The following is a 21,424-nucleotide window of genomic DNA, read 5'->3' on the forward strand; positions in this document are numbered from 1 at the left end:
CAGCGTTAGTAAAGCCAGTTGCCCGTTTCGGTCAGATGCCAGACTTCGCCGGACGAGGTCTCCTCGCGGGTGATTTTTACGGTGCCGCTAATCATCCGCGTGGCCATCGAATGGAATTCGAAGAAGGCCTGATGCAGTTCGGGCGGATAGCGGTCATCGAACGGCTTGTACGTGTATAGATGCAGGCGCCCACTGGTTGCGCTCGTCGATTCAACCGATACCTCACGGCCAAGTGCCTTCAGCAGCGTTTCGTGAAAGCGCAGAATGCCCGGCACGTCTTGCGAGGTCACGCCGGTTTGCTCGACGAGTTGCGGTGCCATCTGGATCGCGAGCATGCGCATCGTATTGCGCACGATCTGATGCGTACGCAGTTCACCGACCATCCAGTACAGACTGTCGATGGTCGCCTGCACGTAGCCTGCCGAAAACTTTGGCCGCGCTTTCAGCATGCGCGGTTCGGGCCAAAGGTCAGGATTCAGAACCGGCGCGCGCGCGGGGTCGAAGGCGGGCGTGTGGCGTACTACTTCGATGCGATAGGTTTCGTCTTCGCGCAGGTCGCGGTCGTATTCGTAGAAGTAACCTTCGTCGTACGGATCACCATCCATCGAGAACTTGGTCGCGACATAGCCGAGCCGGGGGTTACCCATGTAGCGGCCATTGCGCGGATGCCAGGAGCCGAACACCGTGCGGCGCACGCTGGCGGGCATCGCCATCAACGCGACACCGGCGTATGTCCACATCGGCGCCATATAGCGAATCCATACCTTGCGCGGCGACTCCTCGACGTACTCCATCTTCAGTCCGCCGATGATGTTGGTGAAATAGTGATATTTCGCCGCTGCCACCGCTGCTGGTTCGTTCTCGATGCCTAGCTTGCGCAGGCCTTCCTCGTAGCGATCGCCTTGATGACTGGTCAGCGTGCGAAACCACAACTCGTTGACCGCGTCCTCGCCGAGTTCGCGATAGGCGATCGCGGTCAGGCCGGAGAACGTGCGTCCGAGAAATGCAGAGGCAAGCTGGCTCTGGAAGCGCAAGGAGGCGAGGGCATCGTGTGAGAAGGAAGGATCGTCGATCTTCATTGGTCATCCTGTCGGGGACTATATGAGGGACTAGGAGCGTGCGCTGCAGCGCGGATGTTGCGCAGGCAATGCAGTGGCCACGCTCGTCTGCGTTTCATCTGCGTTAAACTGACACTGTCGTCATAAATTTATCCTGACACGAGCGTCAGAAAATGGCAAGAAAAAAAGAATTGGATACCTTTGCCGGCCGGATGGCCCACCTTGCGGCGGAAGCTGGTCTGAAGAAAGGGGAGCGCACGCGTCGGCAGCTGAAAGTTGCTGCGGCGCAGTGTCTCGAGACTACGCCCGTCGGGCAGTTGAATATGGATCAGGTGGCGGCCGAGGCGGGCGTATCGCGTCCGACCATCTATCAGTATTTCCGCTCGATCGACGAGATCGTGACCGAGGTACTGGGCGAATTCCGGACGATGACGCTTGAGACGCTTTCACAAGCGGCCGGCGGCGATACCGTCGAAGAGAGCATTTTCCTGACGCATTACGCGTACGTGTTGCACTACGCGAATAACGCGGCGTTGATGGAGCGCGTGCGCGAATTGATGAGTATCGCGCCGGATATGCTGCTGGAGAGGCAGCGCATCAACGCACTGTGGACGCGCCGGATTCTCACACGCATCCGCGCGAGCACGGAATGCGCGGAGAGCGAGCAGGCGCTCGAGCTACGCATTCATTGTCTCGGCTCGATGGTCGACGATGTCTTGCGGGAAGCGTTCGTCGTGCGTAATCCTGCGTTCGCTCTGGCGTGCAAGGATGCGAAGGCCTTCGCGCAAGAACTGACGGCGATCTGGCAACGGGTGTTGTTGCCGGTTGCGCATCAGGGGGGGGATGCGCGGGCGCGTGTGGGTAAGGCGCGGAGTAAACGGCCGAGGGATCCTGATGGAGCTGTCGATGCCGCGTCGTGAAACTGGTTTGGTCGTCGGACCGCAAGCCAGACAGTCGCCGGATATATCGCGTAATAGGCGCTGAAATAATCGGGGATATGTAGCATATGGAGAAAGCACCAGGATCTATAGCTTCGACCCGCGCATCACATCGTCTCATCGACGGCAGCGAAGCGACGTTTCGCTCGCCGCTGGCCAGCGTATCGGACACAATATCGCCTGCGGTGGCAGACGTTGCGATTACTGCGCACATATCCATCGGAGATAGCGCGCGGTGCTAACCGTCGATACTTTTAAGGAGCCAGGCGAAAATGCGAATGAAGACGATCGGCGTGATGGGATCCGGAAAAACACAGTGGTCCGATCTGGCGGAACCACTCGGCCACTGGATTGCTTCAGCCGGATATAACGTGCTGACCGGCGGAGGGCAGGGTGTGATGCTGGCGGTCACGCGTGCATTCTGCAGCGTGCCTGATCGTGGCGGCCGATCGATTGCCGTCTTACCAACGCGTACGGATTCACTCGCAGGTTTTGTACCGCTGGACGGCTACCCGAATCCGTATGTCGATGTGCCGATCATTACGCCGTTGCCACGCCGCGAACCCGATGCGGAGCCCAATGCGCTGAGCCGCAATTACGTGAACATTCTCAGCAGCGACGTGGTGATTGCGCTGCCCGGCGGCCCGGGTACGATCGACGAAATTTCGCTGGCACAGCGCTTTCACAGGCCATTCGCGTGCTTTGGACCGGAACAGGAATTTCGGGCCATGGGCTATAGCGGCCAATGCCTGTCGTCACTCGATCAGGTCAAGGCATTCGTCGAGTCGACGTTCGAGTAATCGATCTAGTGTAAAGACCGAAAGTAAAGACCGAAACGCAGCATTGCCAGATTGCCGCCGCTTATCGCAGCAGCAACCAAACTCTTAACGCATCACATTCGCCGAAGCCACCGCCGTCATATTGATGATCCGTCGCACGGTCGCGGCCGGCGTCAGGATATGCACCGGCTTTTCCGCGCCCAGCAGGAACGGACCGACCGTCACGCCTTCACCGCCCACCACCTTCAGCAGGTTGTACGCGATATTCGCCGCTTCGACGTTCGGCATGATCAGCAGGTTCGCTTCACCGGCGAGCGTCGTGCCGGGGAACGCGGCCTTGCGGATCGTTTCCGACAGCGCCGCGTCGCCGTGCATTTCACCGTCGATTTCCAGCGACGGTGCGCGCTCCGTGATCAGCTTGCGCGCCGCAGCCATGCGCTGCGAAGACGACGACGGCGCGCTGCCGAAGTTCGAGTTCGACAGCAGCGCGACTTTCGGCGTAATGCCGAACTTCTCGATCTCGCGCGCGGCGAGCAGCGTCATGTCGGCGAGCTGTTCAGCCGTCGGCATTTCGTTCACGTACGTGTCGCAGATGAACAGATTGCGGCCCGGCAGCATCAGCAGGTTCATCGCGGCGAAGTTCTGCACATCGTCGGCCTTGCCGAGCACCTGATCAATGAAGTTCAGATGCGTGTGGTACTGACCGATCATCCCGCAGATCATGCCGTCGGCTTCGCCCAGACGCACGAGGATCGCGCCGATCAGCGTGTTGAACTTGCGCATCGCAGCCTTCGCGACATCCGGCGTCACGCCCACGCGCGCGCCGAGTTCGTGATACGCCTGCCAGCACTGCTGGTAGCGCGGATCGTCTTCCGGATCGACGATCTCGAAGTCCTCGCCGCACTTCAGCTTCGAGCCCATCTTCTTCAGACGCATCTCGATCACCGACGGACGGCCGACCAGGATCGGCTTGGCGATCTTCTCCAGCAGCACGAACTGCGCGGCGCGCAGCACGCGCTCGTCTTCGCCTTCGGCGAACACGATGCGCGCGGGCGCGGCCTTCGCCGCCGCGAACACCGGCCGCATCACCATGCCGGTACGGTAGACGGTGGTGCCGAGTTCCTCGCGGTACGCGTCCATGTCCTTGATCGGACGGGTTGCGACGCCCGAATCCATCGCCGCCTGCGCGACGGCCGGCGCGATCTTGATGATCAGGCGCGGGTCGAACGGCTTCGGAATCAGGTACTCGGGGCCGAATTCGAGCGAGTGGCCTTCGTACGCCTTCGCGACTTCATCGCCCTGGTCGGTTTCTTCGGCCAGCTCGGCGATCGCGCGCACGCAGGCGAGCTTCATCTCTTCGGTGATGGTGGTTGCGCCGACATCGAGCGCGCCACGGAAGATGAACGGGAAGCACAGCACGTTGTTGACCTGGTTCGGATAGTCCGAACGGCCCGTCGCGATGATTGCGTCCGGGCGCACCTTCTTCGCGTCTTCCGGGCGGATTTCCGGCTCCGGGTTCGCGAGCGCGAGGATCAGCGGCTGGGTGCCCATTTCGACGACCATCTCGGGCTTGAGCACACCGGCGCTCGAGCAGCCGAGGAACACGTCGGCGCCACGGATTGCATCAGCCAGCGTGCGCGCCTCGGTGTTGGCCGCATAACGCTCCTTCGACGGATCGAGATTGCCGCGACCTTCGTAGATCACGCCCTTCGAGTCGGTGACGAGGATGTTCTGCTTCGACAGGCCGAGGTTGACCAGCAGATCCAGACACGCAATCGCCGCGGCGCCAGCGCCAGAGCAGACCAGTTTCACTTCGTCGAGCTTCTTGCCGACCACCTTCAGGCCGTTCAGGATCGCAGCCGACGCGATGATCGCGGTGCCGTGCTGATCGTCGTGGAAGACCGGAATCTTCATGCGCTCGCGCAGCTTCTTCTCGATGTAGAAGCACTCGGGCGCCTTGATGTCTTCGAGGTTGATGCCGCCGAGCGTCGGCTCGAGCATCGCGATCGCTTCGACGAGCTTGTCCGGATCGGATTCGTTCAGTTCGATGTCGAACACGTCGATGCCGGCGAACTTCTTGAACAGGCACCCCTTGCCTTCCATCACCGGCTTGGCGGCGAGCGGGCCGATGTTACCGAGACCGAGCACCGCGGTGCCGTTCGTGATCACGCCGACGAGGTTGCCGCGCGAGGTGTACTTCTGCGCATCGAGCGGGGTTTCGTAGATCGCCATACAGGCCGCGGCGACGCCCGGCGAATAAGCCAGCGACAGGTCGAGCTGGTTCGACAGCGGCTTGGTGGGCGTGACCGAAATCTTGCCGGGTTTCGGATTCTGGTGGTAGGCGAGAGCGCTTTGCTTGAACTGCTCGTTCATGGGTGTTCTGATTCTTTTCAGGTTGGAAACGCTGCACGTGGGTGCGACGCAATGCACATCGAGCTTCATTACATACGTGTTTTAGCCAGCAGCCTTAACGTCGAGTCCAAACGACACCACCGTGAGCATGAGACCAGCCGACAGGGTCATTCAGAAACGCTTCGAGCTCATTCAGTGAGCGATTGTCGGCAAGCCCATCCGTTCTCGCGGCCACCAGAACGTCTTGCCAGGCTGCCAGCGAATGAACGGTGACGCCCCAACGCTCCAGCACCTCTGCCGTTGGAAACACGCTGTAGTCGAAAATCACGAAGATGTCTTTCATCGTCACGCCGACTTCGTTGAGCGCGCGGCAGAACTCGCGCTTCGACTCGCCGGCGGCCATCAGGTCATCGACCAGCAACACGCGATCGCCGGCTTCGACCACGCCTTCGATCTGTGTCGACGGGCCAAGACCTTTCGCTTTCTTTCGTACGTATTGAAGCGGCAATTGCAGTGCTTGCGCTACCCATGCAGCCAGTGCTATTCCGCTGGACTCCGCGCCGACGATCGCATCGACGCCTTCAAGGCAATTGCGCTCGCTCAGCAATTGCAGCGCTTTATTCACGAGATCGTGCCGAAGCTTTGGAAACGAAACCAGCCGGCGGCAATCCATATAGACCGGACTGGTCCACCCTGAGGGCAGGCGAAACGGCTCGTCAACGCGAAACTGAACACACCCAGCTTCAATGAGTGCCTTTGCGACTGTAGTGGTGAGCGCGAGCTCCGTGCGTGACGTCGACATACAAACTCCGATACTCGTTATGGCGAATGCAATGATTTACTGTGCAACGACATTCTGTTCGTGACCGGCTCCCGAAACAGCAACGACGTTCGCCAGGTTTTCGTAAATACGCGGTTCGATAAGCGCTTCCGGCCGTAGCGCCTCGTCGAGTTGCGTTTCGGTCATCAACTGGCGCCGCAGCACCACCTCTCTGATCGTCGTGCCTTGCATATGCGCTTCCGCGGCAACCGCCGTCGCGTTCTTGTAGCCGATATAGGGGTTCAACGCCGTGGCCAGTGCGAGCGAGCGGTCCATCGTTTCACGCAAGTGCTCCGCGTTCGCGGTGATGCCCTTCACGCATTTCTCCGCAAGCGTGATGCAAGCCGCGCTCAGGTGCCTGAAACTGCGGAACAGCGCACTTGCAATGATCGGCTCGAATGCATTGAGCTGGAGCTGACCGCCCTCGGCGGCAAAGGTCACGGTGATGTCGTTGCCGAATACCTCGAACGCCACCTGATTGACGACCTCCGGGATCACCGGATTGACCTTGCCGGGCATGATGGAAGAGCCGGCCTGCATCGGCGGCAGATTGATTTCTCCGAAGCCCGCGCGCGGTCCGCTCGACAGCAGGCGCAAGTCGTTGCAGGTTTTCGAGAGCTTCACGGCAATGCGCTTCAATACGCCGGAAATCTGCACGAACGCGCCGCAGTCCTGAGTCGCTTCAATCAGATTGGGTGCGGTGCTCAGCTCGATGCCGGTGATTTGCTTCAGCGCTTCGAGCGCCTTGCGCGCGTATTCCGGATGAGCGGTAATACCCGTACCGATGGCGGTGGCGCCAAGGTTGATTTCGCGAATCAGCGTCGACGCTTCACGCAGGCGCGCCATATCCTCGTCGATCATGACCGCATAGGTCGAGAACTCCTGACCCAACGTCATTGGAACCGCGTCCTGTAGTTGAGTGCGGCCGAGCTTCAACAGGCCGGCGAATTCGACGGCCTTTTCGTCGAACGCCGCATGCAGCCGCGCCATCGCTTCGAGCAAATGTTCGATCGCAAAGAAGGTGGCGATGCGCAGTGCGGTCGGATAGACGTCGTTCGTACTCTGCGCGAGATTGACATGTTCGTTCGGATGAAGATACATGTACTCGCCGCGCTCGTGGCCCATCAGCTCAAGCGCGCGATTGCAGATGACTTCGTTGGCGTTCATATTCGTCGACGTACCCGCGCCGCCCTGAATGATGTCGACGACGAACTGATCTTGCAATCGGCCCTCGCGCAACTCGATGCACGCGGCAACGATCGCGTCGCGCAAATCCGGCCGCAGCAAACCGAGTTCGGCATTGGCCATTGCCGCGGCCTGCTTGACGGCCGCCAGTGCAATGACGAGATTGGGATAGGCTGATATAGCCGTGCCTGAAATCTCGAAGTTTTCTTTTGCCCGTAGCGTGTGCACGCCGTAGTACGCTTCCTGCGGCACCTGTCGTTCGCCAAGCAGGTCATACTCGACGCGGAATTTCTGATTGCTCATCGTGCTCTCCGATGGATCTTCCAATAGCAGTTCATGCGTTCGATGGATCGACGAGGCGCCAGCGCAATTCGTCGCCTCCCATGAACGTTTCAATTGATTTGCCGTTCTCAAGTGCAATGCTGCGTGGAGCGTTAATACGCTCGCGCGTCAACGTGACGGTGCCTTCGTTCGGCGGTAGACCGTAAAAGCGGCGACCGTTTTCGCTGGCGAACGCTTCGAAGTGTTCGAGCGCACCTTCTTCGTCGAATACTGTCAGGTACGCTTCGAGTGCTGTCGGTGCGCTGAAGATACCGGCGCACCCGCACGCTGCTTCTTTCGTGCCGCGCTCGTGCGGCGCTGAATCGGTGCCAAGAAAGAACGCGCGTGAGCCGGAAGTCGCGACGCGCCGAAGTGCAAGTCGATGCTGCTCGCGCTTCAGCACCGGCAGGCAGTAATAGTGCGGACGCAGCCCGCCCGTGAACATCGCGTTCCGGTTGAAAAGCAGATGCTGCGGCGTAATGGTCGCAGCGAGGCGGCCACTGGTGTCCGCCGCGACGAAGTTCGCGGCCTGTTCAGTGGTGATGTGTTCGAGTACAACCTTCAACGCGGGAAACGTATCGAGCAACGGTTTGAGCGTGTGGTCGAGGAAAACGGCTTCCCTGTCGAACACGTCGACACTCGGGTCAGTGCTTTCACCGTGAATAAGAAGCGGCATGCCGAGTTCCTGCATGACATCGAGCACGCGGGCGATTCTGTCGATTCCGGTCACGCCATACTCGGAATGCGTGGTCGCGCCCGCGGGATACAACTTCACCGCGGTAAATACGCGCTCTTTGAATCCAGCCTCGATTTCCGCCGCATCGGTGCCGTCGCACAGATAGCAGGTCATCAGCGGTTCGAATGCAGAGCCGGCGGGCAAGGCCTGAAGAATACGTTCGCGATAGGCTCGCGCAGCCGCTACGGTCGTGACGGGCGGCTTCAGATTGGGCATCACGATCGCCCGGGCGAACTGGCGTACCGAATAGGGCAGCACAGTACGAAGCATGGCGTCGTCGCGCAGATGCAGATGCATATCATCCGGGCGGCGCAGCGTAATTGATTGAACCATGGCTATTCCTTGGCCGAAGCGGACTCGTTACAGATGATCGATGGTGTCAGCAAGCACACGCACGCCAAGCATGAAATCATCGAGGTCCATCGCTTCGTGTGGATTGTGGGAGCCGTTCTCATTGCGGATGAACAGCATGCCGCTCGGGATGCCCGCGTTGGCGAACAGCGATGCATCGTGTCCCGCGCCGCTCGGCACGATTTCATACGGTGTTGCGATGCGTTCGCATGACTGCGCGAGTTCGGCGCAGATCTTCTCGTCCATCGTGGCCGGCGACGATTCGAGCCGGCGATCGAATTCGAATTTCACGCCACGTTCGCGCGAAATCGATCGACACTCGGTGCGCATCAGCTGGTAAAACCCTTCGAGCGTGTCCTGACTCTTGCTGCGTGCCTCGAAGCTGAAGTGCACAGTGCCAGGAATGCGCGAGATAGAGTGCTCCGCGGGATCGGTGCCCACGATACCCGTCGTGACGACGAGATCGATGCCGCGTTCGAGTAGTACGCGCCAATGTTCGTCGAGCCGGGTGATCAGATCCGCGACGGCAAACATCGCATCGTGACGCAGCCAGCGCGGCACCGCGCCCGAGTGACCAGCCTCGCCGACACAGGTGATCCGGTTGTGACGCACATTGCCGCGAATACCCGGAACGACCCCGAGTGCGATCTTGCGGGCGACCATGATGGGACCTTGCTCGATATGCAGTTCGAGATAGGCCTTCGCTTCCGACTTGTCGAACAGTGGTTCCTGAGTCGCAATCGCGGCGACGTCCGCGCCAACCTGCTGCATATAGCTGGCAAGTGATTTTCCGGAGGTTCGGTGCTTGAGTTCGAGATCATCGGCGGACAGCTTGCCGAAGATCGAGCCCGAACCCATATAGGCCTTACCGAACCACGCGCTTTCTTCACCGCGAAATGCGATGACGCGTAGCGGCGTAGCCGAAGGCCGATCGCGCGTCTTCTGTTCGACCAGACACAGCAGGCCCGCGATGACGCCCGCGAGGCCGTCGAAGTTGCCGCCCTGCGGCACCGAATCCATATGCGAGCCGACCCAGACCGCCGGCCGCCCGGTGTCGCCGCCGGGCAGACTGAAGACGAGATTGGCGGCACGGTCTGCTTCGACGTGCAACCCATGCTGCTCGGCAAAGTGCCGCAGATAATCGGCCGCCGCGGATTCACCGGCGCCGTAGCTGTCTCGCGTGACGCCGACACCGTCGGACGAGAGTGCGCGAATATCGTCAAAGAGCTTTTGCGCGAGCCCGGTAAGCTCAAGTATTTCCATGATGCCTGTCCATTAGCACGATCAGCCGGTACGCTCCGGCGTGTTCGCGAAGGCAGCCGATGAACGAACTGCCTTCACGCATCGAGGAGTCAGCCCGACTGCTGCGCAAAGCGCAGCCAGCGGTCGCTCAACTGACGGTCCAGCTTCACCTGGCCGGTCAGGTCCCGAATGCTTTCGACGCCCATTTCGGTGCAGTACGTGTCGAGACCGTCGATGATCTTCTGCATCACGCCCGGGTCGCGGAACGACGCTGTGCCAACCTGCACCGCACTGGCGCCGGCGAGCATGAATTCGACCGCGTCTTCGGCACTTTGAATGCCACCGCAACCGATAATCGGAATCCTCACTGACCGGTAGCACTGATGCACGAGCCGTACCGCGATCGGTTTGATCGCGGGACCGGACAGGCCGCCCATCACGTTGCCGAGTTTCGGCTTGCGCGTTCGAACGTCGATGGCCATGCCGAGCACTGTATTGCCCATCACGATTGCGTCCGCGCCCGCGTCTTCAGCGGCTCGCGCGACCGTCGCGATGTTGCTCGCGTTAGGCGTGAGCTTGACCCAGAACGGGTGACTGGTACGGCGGCGAATCGCCGACACGGCCTTGTAAGTCGTATCGGGCGACATCGCGAATGCCATACCGTCCGCTTCGAGATTCGGACACGAGATGTTGGCCTCGATCGCGGCGACTTCCGGCAGCGACATTTCTTCGCAAGCGTCGGCGAACTCGTCGGCGGTGTCGGCCGAAATTGACACGACGACCGGTGTGTCGAACTTCAGATAAGGCGGCAGCACGTGCTCGCGGTAGTACTCGAGCCCTTTGCTCGGGATACCGATCGAATTGAGCATGCCGCTGTAGCTATCCGCCACGCGCGGCGTCGGATTGCCGGCGCGCGACTTCGGCGACACGCTCTTCACCACGAGCGCGCCGAGGCGATTGAGATCCAGCGCTTCCTGATATTCGATCGCGAAACAGCCGGATGCCGGCATCACGGGGTTGCGCAAGATCAGCTCGCCAACCCGGGCATTTAAATTAGCCAAATTCCACCTCCCCAACCACCTCGCGGATGGGAAATACAGGGCCTTCGCGACAGACGCGAAGGAATTGACGGTCACCGTCGCAATCGAACAGCCTGACGCACGACAGGCACACGCCCATGCCGCACGCCATCCGTTGTTCCATCGCGACTTCGGCGGTGATTCGCGGATAGTCGGCAAGCACGCGCTGCAACAGCATCAGCAGACGATGCGAGCCGCACGTGTAGACAGCGTCGGGGCGTTGCGTTTCGATAAGCTCGCGAAGCAGTACCTCCATGGCTTCGACCGACGAGCTGCCGTCGGCATCGAACACACTGCGAACATCCGCGCTCGCGCCGCGCAAAAACTCTTTTTCCATCAGGTCGGCCGGCGAACGCGCCGACATCACCGCGGTGATATCGACACCCGCGCCGTGCGCCTGTTTGATCAACGGCGCCATCGTTGCCAGGCCGACGCCGCGCGCGACCACCAGAATGCGGCGATAGTTCGCGCTGAAGGTGAACGTGTTGCCGAGCGGCCCGACGATGTCCATATAGGCGCCTTCGTGCAAGCTCGCCAACGCCTTGGTGCCGACGCCCGTGACGTTGTAGAGAAACTCGATACGGTTGTTTTCCGGACCCGCGCCATAGACGCTCATCGGACGCAGCAGGAACGGTTCATGTTCCAGCGTCGTCGGACATTTGAGCTGGTAGAACTGCCCGGCCTTCGTGATCGACGCAATGGGCGCGTCTGCTTCCAGACGGAGGTACTTGTAGCGCTGATTGACCCAATAGTGCTCAGCGACTTTGCAACGATAGGAAGCGACAGTGGCAGCGTTTTCGGCGCTGCACGGGCTTGCTGACATGATGACTCCGCTCTTCGATAACGCCGCGAGCCGGATAGGGAACCGGGAGGCTCGCGGCAAACTGCCTGGTTATTCCAGTTCCGCGCCCTTCAACTCGGGGATGAGAAAAATCGTTGCGACCATGTCGAGTACATAGATGCTGGCGAGCAGCGCAATCGCGAGTTGCAACGAATAAGCCGCGGCGATACCGCCTACAACGATGGGACCCAGGCCGCCGACCGCGCGGCCGATGTTAAAGAGAACGTTTTGCGCGGTAGCGCGCGCGGCTGTCGGGTAGGCCTCGGACATCAGCGCGCCGTAGCCGCCGATCATGCCGTTGACAAACATGCCCATCAGCGCGCCGGCCCACAGCATGACGCCCGGATCGGAGAGTCGTGAGTACATGATGACCATCGCGACTGCACCCGCCTGGAAAAGCAGGAATGTCGGTTTGCGTCCAATGCGGTCGGCCAGTTGGCCGAACAGATAGACCCCAACCATCATTCCGAGGATCGTGACGGAGGTCCACAGCGCCGACTTCGTGAGACCGAATCCAAGCGTTTTCGCGAGGTAGGTCGGCAGCCAGATCATGATGCCGTAGTAGCCGAAGTTCTGAACCGAACACAGAATGACGATGCCGAGGCTGGTGCGAGTCGTGCGTGCGTCGGCCACGAGCAGCTTGAACGCATTGCGCTTGTTGGTCGCCGTTTTGGCACTGCGCACGAAGACTTCGGGTTCGTGCAGCTTGTTACGCACGACCCATGCAACGAGCGCCGGTGCGACGCCGAGCATGAACATGCCGCGCCAGCCGATATGCGGAAGCAGCAGCGGGGTGAGCAGCGAGGCGGCAAGCACGCCGGTCTGCCAGCCGAGCGCGACATACGACGAGACGCGCGCGCGATGTTTCGCCGGCCATGCTTCGGCGGCCAGCGCCATGCCGATGCCGAACTCGCCGCCGAGGCCGATACCCGCGATCGTCCGGTAGACCAGCAGGTCCCAGAAGCTACGTGCAAAAGCGCACAAGCCGGTGAACAACGCGAAGATCACGATCGTCCACGTCAAAACACGGATACGGCCGAACCGGTCCGCCAGCGCGCCGAACAGGATGCCGCCGGCCACTGCGCCGATCAGCGTCCATGTGACGAGCGCGCCCGACTGCTGCGTGCTCAGATGCAACTCGAGCGCGATGGCCGGCAGCATGAACCCCAGAATGAGCAGGTCGAAGCCATCCATTGCATAGCCGATTGCTGAACCGGCCAGCGCTTTCCACGCGTATTTGTTGGGACGGCTGACGTCCGGGGCTGTTGCAGCGGCATCGTGAGCCGTTGCATTTGCATTCGCTTCCATTACTACTTCCTCCATGTGGAGACTTCCTTTCCTTCAATCCAGAACAGGCGGTCAGGCCTGTGTCTCAAGCGATGACGCTATCCATACAAAAAAATAGACGAAGCGTGCGACACAGATCCTCTCGATGAACCTTGAGCGGGAAACTCATGTAATGCGCTGAGTTCGCGACGCCACGGGTAGTGGATTGTATGGAAAGCTCGTTGTCTCGGGTGCTGAATTTCGATGATTCAGCGTCTCGTCTAAATATTTAGACTACGCGGTTTTAGTTCGGCTCGCAATGCAATTTACGTTGGTGAAAACCCGTAAACGGCCATCCGCCGACCGCTTCCGACCGCTTCGTCAAAAGCTGTGACGAATGCCGGCGCCGTAAGTGAGGCCCGTGGATTGGCTCGCGAAGTGGTCATATTTGAACGCGGCGTAGATGTCGGTGCGCTTCGACAGTGGATAGTCGTAACCCACTGCCCAAGTGGTGCGGTGAACGTTGCCGCTATTCGGGCCGCTCGATTTCGAATAGGCGAAGTCCCCGAGCACCGATCCGACGCCGACCGGCACGGAGACCCCAAGCTGTTCTGAGTTTGTCGTCGTAGTGCCGAGCGTGGCGTGGTCGCGAATGTTCATGTAGCCGGCGAACACGCGCACGATCGTGAAGTTGTACGCGCCACCAAGCTGCACGGTATCCTGGCTTTTAAGGCCCATTACCGCCGGCAGTGCAGTGGCGATATCGCCCGCTACATTGCTGTAGTTGATGTACTGATAATTGGCCGCCAGTACGAGCGGACCGTTTGCATAGTTGAGCGTGCCGCCCCACTTGTGTGCGCCGGCGTCGCCCGCGGTATTGCCGAACGAGTAGATCAACGTGCCGTTCACGCCGCCGATAGTCGGCGACGTATAAGCGACGGCATTGTTCCAGCCCGAATCGCCCACCACGCCCTGTGGGCCTAATCCTTTATACGTGTGAAAAATCCACGGGGAAAACGTGTACGAATTGAAAAACGGATTGAGGTTGATGGTCGAAATGTATAGCGGTGTCGTTAATCTGCCTGCGCGAATGGAGCCATAGGGCGTGGCAATGCCGACATACGCGTTGCGCGAAAAGAAGCTGTCGTTCGTGAAGCGGCCGTAGCTGCCGTTCTGAGGCTGGAAATAGCTTTCAAGCACGAAGAACGTCGAATAGCCGCCGCCCAGGTCTTCGGTACCGCGCAGTCCCCAGTAAGACGTGGACATCCCGCCGCCTTGAGTTACCACTGCCGTACGGCCGCCGGGATTTTTCACGGCTCCGACGAACGTATCGATCAGACCATAGAGCTGCACCGACGATTGCGCGAAAGCGGGCGCGCTTAGCGCAGCGGAGCCGAGAAGACAAAGACTCGGCAGGAGTTTGAATTTTGCACCAGACATGAAAACCTCTTGTTCGTTTCTGCTGACAGCCGCGTGGTGTTCCGGTTTGCGTCGTCCGTGTCGCCGACGCATTTCGGGCATCTGTGGCGCGCGCATGGGCCGGCGTCACACACGTATCTTGCGATCGTCCAAAAAAAACGACAAGTATACAAAATAGAAAAATCTCTGGAATTTCGTCGAAAATACGCCAGGAATTTCCCTGGTGTCATCGTACGAACGGTCGTGTGAGGTACAATCAGTTTGGTTTTTTATACGAGGATGTAACGTGGCCGACGTTTCAGATTTCCGCAAAACAGCGCCCACATTCGACTTCCTCGCTATCGGCGAGCGCCTTCGCGCCTATCGGATGGCGCGCGGACTGCGCTCCGACGACATCGCCGGGCGGCTGGCGATTTCGCGGGCCGCGGTCTACAACCTCGAGCGCGGAGAGATCATCAAGATCGAAACGCTCGAGCGCCTCGCGGCGCTACTTGAAGTGACATTGCCGAACCTGCTCGGCGTCGAATCCGAATATCACGACTCCGCGGTCAGTTACTTCGAGCGCATGCGTCAGCTCGAGTCGCGTTCCACGCGCATACTCGCGAACTTCGATCCGATTTCATTCCTGCTCACCTCCGATGCTTACGCGCAGTATCTGCGCACGATGCTCGAAGAAAGCGTGCCGCCGGAACTCACTGGCGAAAGCTCAAAGCGTATTAATAGCGATGTGCTGAAAATTCTCGCGGCCCGCCGCAGACTCTTCGAGCAGCATCGGCCGAGCATTCTCAGCCTGATCGGACTGCGCCAGGTCGAGCAGTTCCTGCACCATGGTCTGGTAGGGCGTCTGGGTCTGCCTTCAGGTGTGCAGCTTGAACGCAAGCTCGCGGCGCGCAAGGAAGTCGCGCACATGATCGAGGTGTTGAACAGCGACCCGATCGGCGTTCAGGTCGGTATCGTCAGCGACAACCTGCCGAGCGAAACCTTCCAGATTTTCGAGGAGCCGGGCAGTCAGCACGTAGCGGTGTCGCCGTTCCGGCTTGGCGAACTTCCTAACGTGCGAACGGGTATTGCAACGATCACGACATCGACGGACGCGGTGCGAATGTATCGCGGCTTGATCGAGAGGCTTTGGGTCGGCGCCGCCAAGGGGCGAGACGGCGCACGCCAGTTGCAGGCGTTGCTCGAGCGTAGCTAGTCGTGGTTAGACCGTAGCCCGGCGGTCGCTCTTCGTCGCTGCCTATGCGTGCGCGTGCATGAACGCTCACGCGCACTTCAGAACCACAGGCATGTGTTGGCGCACACCCTCGTTGTGCGCGCAAACTTCAGACGACAATGGCCGGTGCCAGTTTGGCCGCAAACCGATTAAGAGCCTCCAGGAAAGCAGCGTCCGACGCCGCACTGGACTCCTTCAACGCTCTCGTATCCTGCCGCAAGCCGGCAAGGAACTCATCAACGACTTCCGTCGATAGCGCCACGCCTTCATGGCGTTCGCTGAACGCGGCCGCGCGCTCGGCGAGCAGCACGAGGGCAGCGGACTCGCGTCCGGAAGCCGCGGCTGCGTCGCGACACTGGGTAGCAAACTGGTGAATATCCGAAAAGCCAACGTGCGGGCGCTCGAGCCAAACACTTGCGAGCTGCAGATCCATTTTGTGTCCTTGAACGGTAGGGAACGGACGACATCCGGGCTAGTGTGGCGAGCCAGCGGGTCGTCTGCTACATAATGCATCCGTCTAAAAAAAAAGACAATGGATAATTCTCGGCCGACCTTTGTTCTAAAGAATCCGCACCATCTCATGCCATGACATACCGCCATGATCCGACGTGGACAGCCTGACATAGCGATAGCCTAACCGTTCATAAAGCGCGACGTGGCGCTCTTTACACATCAGATGAATGGTCTTCTTGCCAAGCTCCGACATGCGTGCAACGAAGGCACGCATCATAAGAGATGCGTAGCCTTGTCCCTGGTGCGCTGGGTCTATCACCACGGACATGATCACCACGTTGGGGGCAGCAGGATCGTGTCCGACCAGCTCCTTGAACGCCTCGTCGGACATCACGACCTCGTCGGCACAGCCGCAGTTGATGAAGCCGATCACGGTGCCGTGTAGCTCCATGACGAGGAAGCCCTGCGGATACTGGGCAATTCGAATGGCGATCTTTTCTCGTGTGGCAGCTTCGTCGCCTTCATAGGCCGAAGTCTCAATCTGGAAGCAGCGGTCGACATCAGTGGGACACGCGGTTCGGAAGGTGGGAGTCGTCATTTGCGAAGCGAGCGGAAAATCCGCTCCAAATTAGTGCGAATGACATGATGGTAAAACAGGTGCAAACTGCACGCACTGCGTTTTATTCACCTAATGCTGCACGTTATGCATGATGTCCTCAGGCGGGTCGATCTCAATCTGTTGCTCGTGTTCGATGCACTCTTCCGGCATCGAGGGGTCGTTTCGGCGGCCGATGAACTGTCGCTGAGCGCGTCGGCGTGTAGTCATGCGCTGGGCCGTCTTCGCGCGGCACTCGGCGACGAACTGTTCGTGCGGCACGGCAGCGGGATGCAGCCGACTGCAAGAGCCGAACAGCTGGCACCGGGCGTCCGCGAGGCGCTGCAGGCGTTGACAGCTACGCTCGGCGACATCGGCCCGTTCGTCCCGTCGACGAGCACTCGAGAATTCGTGATTGCCGCGACGGACTTCACCGCGTTCGCGGTTTTGCCCCAACTGATATCGGTGCTGCAACTCGAAGCGCCGCACATTCGCGTGCGGGTGGTCTACTCGACGCGGAGCGAATCGCTGGATGACCTGACCTCGGGACAGGTTCACTTCGCCCTCGGTTTTGCGGGCGAAGACGGCATGCAGCAGACGAGTGTCGAATCCCTCGATTGCTTCGTGGACGACTACGTCGTCGTCGTTCGGAATAGACATCCACGGATCAGAAAGAAACTGTCGCTCAAACAATATCTGGCGGAGAAGCACGTCGTCGTCATTCCGTGGAATACCGAGGGCAGCGTCATCGACGCGGAGTTGCTACGTGCTGGGTTCACGCGCGACGTGGCTGTAAAACTCCCGAGCGTGATGGCCGCGCCATTCATCGTGGCGAAATCGGAGCTTCTGCTTACGCTGCCTCGACGGGTTGCGGTCCAACTGGCGGACGCGATACCGCTTGCCATTCATCCCACACCTTTTGCTGTTCCGCGCTACGTTCTCAAGATTCTGTTTCATCGGCGACACTCGGCTTCGCCGGCACTTTGCTGGATGCGCGAGAAGATGATGGACGTGCTAGGCGCGAGTCCATCGCGTGATGAGTGAGATTGGCGTTGCGGCTGAGCACGTGCTTGTACTCGCGCGGCGATAAGCGGTCAATCTGTCAAATAGCTGACAGGTTCGTACCGCTGTCTTGACACGGCGTGCTACTGCGGCAAATAGCCGACGGCAGCTGCTACCTCGCGGATCTAATCCAGCAAACTCTCGCTTAGCGTCCACAGACGCCGCGCAAGCACAGGATCGGCTGCCCACGGAAGCACACCGTTCAGCGCCTTGTGATCCGAACTGACGGCGGGGGCGATATCGCAGTCCTCGCAGTACACCCCGCCCATTCCATCCAGCATCGGGCTGGTCGCACACCACACCGTAGTGGCTGCCCCTTGCTCGATGGTCTTATACATATGCAGTTGATCCACTGGGATCTTGCCTTCGGCATTGCGGAAACCTAACGCTTGCAAATCGGCCACGCTGATGTGCCGTTGCAGGCCTGTTTCGATACGTCCGGGATGGACTGAAAAAGCACGAATCCCGTCAGACGTCCCCCGGTTATCGAGTTCGAGAGCGAACAGCGCGATCGCGGTCTTGGACTGCGCATACGCGATCCATCGGTCGTATTCGCGCTGATGGAAGTTTGGATCGTCGAAGTCGAACGCAGCACGTCGATGCGCTCCCGACGACAGTCCGACGACACGCGCGCCCTGTGCCCGTTGAAGTGCGGGCCACAAGCGTTGTACCAGGCGGAAATGGCCGAGATGATTCGCGGACAGTTGCGACTCGTAGCCGCGCGCATCACGCGCCAGCGGCGTTGCCATGATGCCGGCGTTGTTGATGAGCAGATGCAACGGCCGGCCGCTTCGGACGAAGCCATCAGCGAATGTGTCGATCGACGCTGGATCAAGCAGATCAATACGCGCGAGTTCGATGCCGGCAAGATCGCCCAGCGCTTGACGTGCGTTGTTCAGGTTATGTGCGGGGACAACAACCGTCGCGCCGTTTCGCGCCAGAACACGTACAGTCTCCGCACCGATTCCCGAATAGCCACCCGTGACGATAGAGACCTTACGGGTGAGATCAACGCCTCGTATAACGTCGTCCGCGGTCGAATGAAATCCGAATCCGGAATTCAGTGGGATTTGAATAGCGGTCACAATCAGGCTCCTGTTTGTTCGGTGGAGTGCAACATGACGACGCACTCGAAGCTTCCCGCCTCGGTGGCCATTTGCATCCCTTGGGGAAGTTCGCGCAAGGGCAGGGTGATCGCTCGAATGGCGTCGAGTTCAAGCTGGCCAGAACGAACCAGATCGAACAGACGACGATAAGCGTTGCGCGGATACATGAAGTTGCCGGTGATCTCCCAACCGTTGAACATCAGCTCCATGTAGGAAATCGGCAGCGGCGCGGTCATCGAGCCCATCAAAACGAGACGTCCTTCACGGCGCAAGCTGCGAAGGGCCGCCATCGTCATGTTCGAGCTCGTCGCTGCGCCAACTATGTCGAAGGCCAGATCGGCGCCGCCGCCAGCCGCTTCGCGGATGCGGGCCGTGTCGATTGCGATATCGCCAGTTGCTTGCACGGTGGCAACGCGGACACCTCCCGCGCTGGCAATCGCATCGAGCGCATCGCCGTTACGGCCGACTGCCACGACGCGACCGGCGCCCATCGCAAGGCCCAACAGCACCGCCGCGGTGCCGTAAGCGCCAGTGGCGCCCGAGACGACTAATGTTTCACCCGCGGCGAGATGGCCGCGTAACAAGCCGCCATAGGGCACGATGTAGCGCATGCTGGTGGCCAGATTCGCCGCATCGCGATCATCCAGGCCTTCGATCGGCGTGACGGTCGTGGCCGGCAGCAGCGCGTACTCGGCCAGCGTGCCATCGGACCAATCCCGTTGCATGATTTCCGCAACAGCACCGAGCGCCGTTACGCCGAGCAGGAATTGTCCCGGCTCGCTGACGTTCTCCTGCGCAACCATATGCGAGGAAACAATGACGCGTTGCCCTGGCTTCAGGTGCCACACATCCGGACCCACCGCATGAACGATGCCGACGCCATTTCCGCCCGGAATGAAGGGCTTGTTGGGCGCGTGATAGATCGGCAGTTTTCCGTCGACATACGACTTCATGTACGACATCAACGAAGAGGCTTCCATCCTGACGACGACACTTCCGGGGCGAGCCTCCGGAATCGGTCTGTCGGTCAGACGCAGGGCACCGCCTAGTTTTTCAAGCTCCCACGCTTTCATCGCTGATCCTTTGCCATGTCATTGGTCAATACATCACGGCATGGATGATCGCGCGCTCTCGCCTCGTTGAATATAATCAAAAGCGTGCTTTTTCTATTAGATCGTACAAAAAATGGATGCTCTTTCCGATGTGCTCTCGACCCTGCGAGTGAGCAGCGTGCTTTCTTCCCGCTTCGAGGGACAGGGCTCATGGGCGTTACGCTTTCCGGAGTACGAGCACATCAAGTTCGGCAGCGTGCTGTCCGGACGCGTTTACTTGTGGCTGGAGGGTGAAGAGCCGATCGCATTGGAAGAGGGGGACTTCTATCTGCTTGCCAGCGGACGACCGTTCTGTTCGGCAAGCAACCTGGCGTGTGTTCTGGAAGATGGCGTGGCCACCGTGCGCAGTAAGCGCGGTGCAGACGGTGTAGCGCGTCACTATTGCGAAGGCGAGGGCGTGCCCGTCAGTCTGGTCAGCGGTCGGTTCACATTCGAGAATGACGTCAGCGATCTTCTGCTACGTCATTTGCCGCCGTTGATACATGTGCGTGCAACCGATGTGTCATCCGGCGCGCTGTCCCATGTGCTGAGTCTGCTTCGGCTTGAGTCCAGTGATTTGCATCTCGGCGGTGAGGTCGCACGGAGCGGCCTTGCGGCGCTTGCGCTGGTTCATGTGCTGCGCGCGTATCTGGGCACATCGCCTCAAGTGCCCGAGCACGAAGATATGACGTAACTCCACCTATGGATGAAGCGCCTCAGCGCTTTTTAGCCCGGATTTTCGACATAGGATAAATCGTCAAATCGCACATATGTTGAAATTCAAACGCGGCGTACGAACCAGGCAATAATGTATTGTAATAGATGTAATTTTCATCGCAGCGGCCGTTGAAATTGCACCCGCTTCCTCTATTGCGGGCACCCGCGTCCATGTCGCAACCACCGGCGCAGTTCCCACGTATAACTTTTCCTAGTCCCTCTTTCTTTCCGTTGCGAAGCAACTATGATATATCTCAGACCACGGCATTTACGACCCATTTGCGATCGTCCTGACGACGATCGACCAAGGGTTTCCGGACTTCCCGACGTTGCGCTTGTCGATGCTGTCACGAGATACGTTTAGAGATGGGAGAGCGGACCAGCCCCGTCCTTGTCGGCCACGAATTTTCGCCGTTAGTTGACGAGTCGTGGTATGGGTCGCTGACGCGCATTTCCAGACTCAATGAGCTTTCGCCTACGGCCGTGCAACGGCTTTTCTTCGGAAGGGGGCGTGCGCGAGGTAGCACGCTCGATACGACGGCTTTACGGTTGCTGGTCGGATGGGATGACTTTCTTGTCGAGCGGCGCCAGATAGGAGACCTAGAGCCGCTGCGGGTCATACTCTGGTCCGAAAACCTTCGTTACTGTCCTCTTTGCCTCGAGGCGGGCTATCACAGTGTGTGGCACCAGTTTGCCGCGCTGGAGGACTGCCTTGTCCATGCATGCCAGTTGCGAGAGCGGTGCATGTACTGCGATGCGAAACTTGGCGAGTACAAACTGACACCCCGACTCATTGGTCA

Annotated in this window: 19 protein-coding genes; 5 read left to right on the forward strand and 14 right to left on the reverse strand. The window is 59.7% G+C overall.

Annotated features, from left to right (window positions below):
• Positions 1–5 precede the first annotated feature (5 nt).
• Positions 6–1,079, reverse strand: coding sequence for a hypothetical protein (locus tag L0U82_RS35670; protein ID WP_233838420.1), 1,074 nt, complete (start codon positions 1,077–1,079; stop codon positions 6–8).
• A 152-nt stretch (positions 1,080–1,231) separates the two neighbouring features.
• On the opposite strand from L0U82_RS35670, the gene L0U82_RS35675 reads away from it, so the two are divergent.
• A complete protein-coding gene (locus L0U82_RS35675; protein WP_233838422.1) occupies positions 1,232–1,978 on the forward strand; it encodes a TetR/AcrR family transcriptional regulator in 747 nt (248 codons plus the stop codon).
• Positions 1,979–2,274: 296 nt separating this feature from the next.
• The gene (locus L0U82_RS35680; RefSeq protein WP_233839340.1) at positions 2,275–2,796 is read left to right on the forward strand and encodes a DNA-binding protein; all 522 of its coding nucleotides are present in this window, start codon (positions 2,275–2,277) and stop codon (positions 2,794–2,796) included.
• Between the two features lie 84 nt (positions 2,797–2,880).
• On the opposite strand, the gene L0U82_RS35685 is transcribed toward L0U82_RS35680, so the two are convergent.
• The 9 genes from L0U82_RS35685 to L0U82_RS35725 form a co-directional block, all read right to left on the reverse strand.
• A complete protein-coding gene (locus L0U82_RS35685; RefSeq protein WP_233838424.1) occupies positions 2,881–5,148 on the reverse strand; it encodes an NADP-dependent malic enzyme in 2,268 nt (755 codons plus the stop codon).
• A 94-nt stretch (positions 5,149–5,242) separates the two neighbouring features.
• Positions 5,243–5,752 (reverse strand): orotate phosphoribosyltransferase, encoded by a 510-nt coding sequence (locus L0U82_RS35690; RefSeq protein WP_233838426.1) that lies wholly within the window; start codon positions 5,750–5,752, stop codon positions 5,243–5,245.
• A 213-nt stretch (positions 5,753–5,965) separates the two neighbouring features.
• Entirely contained in the window at positions 5,966–7,435 is a 1,470-nt protein-coding gene (gene aspA / locus L0U82_RS35695; protein ID WP_233838427.1) for an aspartate ammonia-lyase, read from the reverse strand.
• A 31-nt stretch (positions 7,436–7,466) separates the two neighbouring features.
• Positions 7,467–8,522 (reverse strand): dihydroorotase, encoded by a 1,056-nt coding sequence (gene pyrC, locus L0U82_RS35700; protein WP_233838428.1) that lies wholly within the window; start codon positions 8,520–8,522, stop codon positions 7,467–7,469.
• Between the two features lie 27 nt (positions 8,523–8,549).
• Positions 8,550–9,803, reverse strand: a complete 1,254-nt coding sequence (locus L0U82_RS35705) for a Zn-dependent hydrolase (RefSeq protein WP_233838429.1) — start codon at positions 9,801–9,803, stop codon at positions 8,550–8,552.
• An 89-nt stretch (positions 9,804–9,892) separates the two neighbouring features.
• A complete protein-coding gene (locus L0U82_RS35710; RefSeq protein WP_233838430.1) occupies positions 9,893–10,843 on the reverse strand; it encodes a dihydroorotate dehydrogenase in 951 nt (316 codons plus the stop codon).
• Positions 10,836–11,684, reverse strand: coding sequence for a dihydroorotate dehydrogenase electron transfer subunit (locus L0U82_RS35715; RefSeq protein ID WP_233838431.1), 849 nt, complete (start codon positions 11,682–11,684; stop codon positions 10,836–10,838). Before L0U82_RS35715 ends, L0U82_RS35710 begins: the two co-directional genes overlap by 8 nt.
• Before the next feature lie 69 nt (positions 11,685–11,753).
• Positions 11,754–13,010, reverse strand: a complete 1,257-nt coding sequence (locus L0U82_RS35720; RefSeq protein ID WP_233839342.1) for an MFS transporter — start codon at positions 13,008–13,010, stop codon at positions 11,754–11,756.
• Positions 13,011–13,349: 339 nt separating this feature from the next.
• A complete protein-coding gene (locus tag L0U82_RS35725; RefSeq protein ID WP_233838432.1) occupies positions 13,350–14,408 on the reverse strand; it encodes a porin in 1,059 nt (352 codons plus the stop codon).
• 265 nt (positions 14,409–14,673) lie between these two features.
• Here L0U82_RS35725 and L0U82_RS35730 point away from each other — a divergent pair, with 265 nt between their 5' ends.
• On the forward strand, positions 14,674–15,582 hold the full coding sequence (locus tag L0U82_RS35730) for a helix-turn-helix domain-containing protein (RefSeq protein ID WP_326489791.1): 909 nt from the start codon (positions 14,674–14,676) through the stop codon (positions 15,580–15,582).
• 127 nt (positions 15,583–15,709) lie between these two features.
• On the opposite strand, the gene L0U82_RS35735 is transcribed toward L0U82_RS35730, so the two are convergent.
• Together L0U82_RS35735 and L0U82_RS35740 are read right to left on the reverse strand one after the other, a co-directional pair.
• Positions 15,710–16,033: a hypothetical protein gene (locus tag L0U82_RS35735; RefSeq protein ID WP_233838434.1), complete on the reverse strand. Its 324-nt coding sequence runs from the start codon at positions 16,031–16,033 to the stop codon at positions 15,710–15,712.
• Positions 16,034–16,159: 126 nt separating this feature from the next.
• On the reverse strand, positions 16,160–16,651 hold the full coding sequence (locus L0U82_RS35740) for a GNAT family N-acetyltransferase (RefSeq protein WP_233838436.1): 492 nt from the start codon (positions 16,649–16,651) through the stop codon (positions 16,160–16,162).
• Between the two features lie 105 nt (positions 16,652–16,756).
• Here L0U82_RS35740 and L0U82_RS35745 point away from each other — a divergent pair, with 105 nt between their 5' ends.
• On the forward strand, positions 16,757–17,692 hold the full coding sequence (locus L0U82_RS35745; RefSeq protein WP_233838437.1) for a LysR family transcriptional regulator: 936 nt from the start codon (positions 16,757–16,759) through the stop codon (positions 17,690–17,692).
• A gap of 143 nt (positions 17,693–17,835) precedes the next feature.
• On the opposite strand, the gene L0U82_RS35750 is transcribed toward L0U82_RS35745, so the two are convergent.
• Positions 17,836–18,795, reverse strand: coding sequence for an oxidoreductase (locus L0U82_RS35750; protein ID WP_233838438.1), 960 nt, complete (start codon positions 18,793–18,795; stop codon positions 17,836–17,838).
• 2 nt (positions 18,796–18,797) lie between these two features.
• Positions 18,798–19,889: a quinone oxidoreductase family protein gene (locus tag L0U82_RS35755; RefSeq protein ID WP_233838439.1), complete on the reverse strand. Its 1,092-nt coding sequence runs from the start codon at positions 19,887–19,889 to the stop codon at positions 18,798–18,800.
• Between the two features lie 112 nt (positions 19,890–20,001).
• On the opposite strand from L0U82_RS35755, the gene L0U82_RS35760 reads away from it, so the two are divergent.
• Positions 20,002–20,601, forward strand: coding sequence for a cupin domain-containing protein (locus L0U82_RS35760; RefSeq protein ID WP_233838440.1), 600 nt, complete (start codon positions 20,002–20,004; stop codon positions 20,599–20,601).
• Positions 20,602–21,424: the final 823 nt, after the last annotated feature.

The organism is Paraburkholderia sp. ZP32-5 (assembly GCF_021390495.1).
GTDB lineage: Bacteria > Pseudomonadota > Gammaproteobacteria > Burkholderiales > Burkholderiaceae > Paraburkholderia.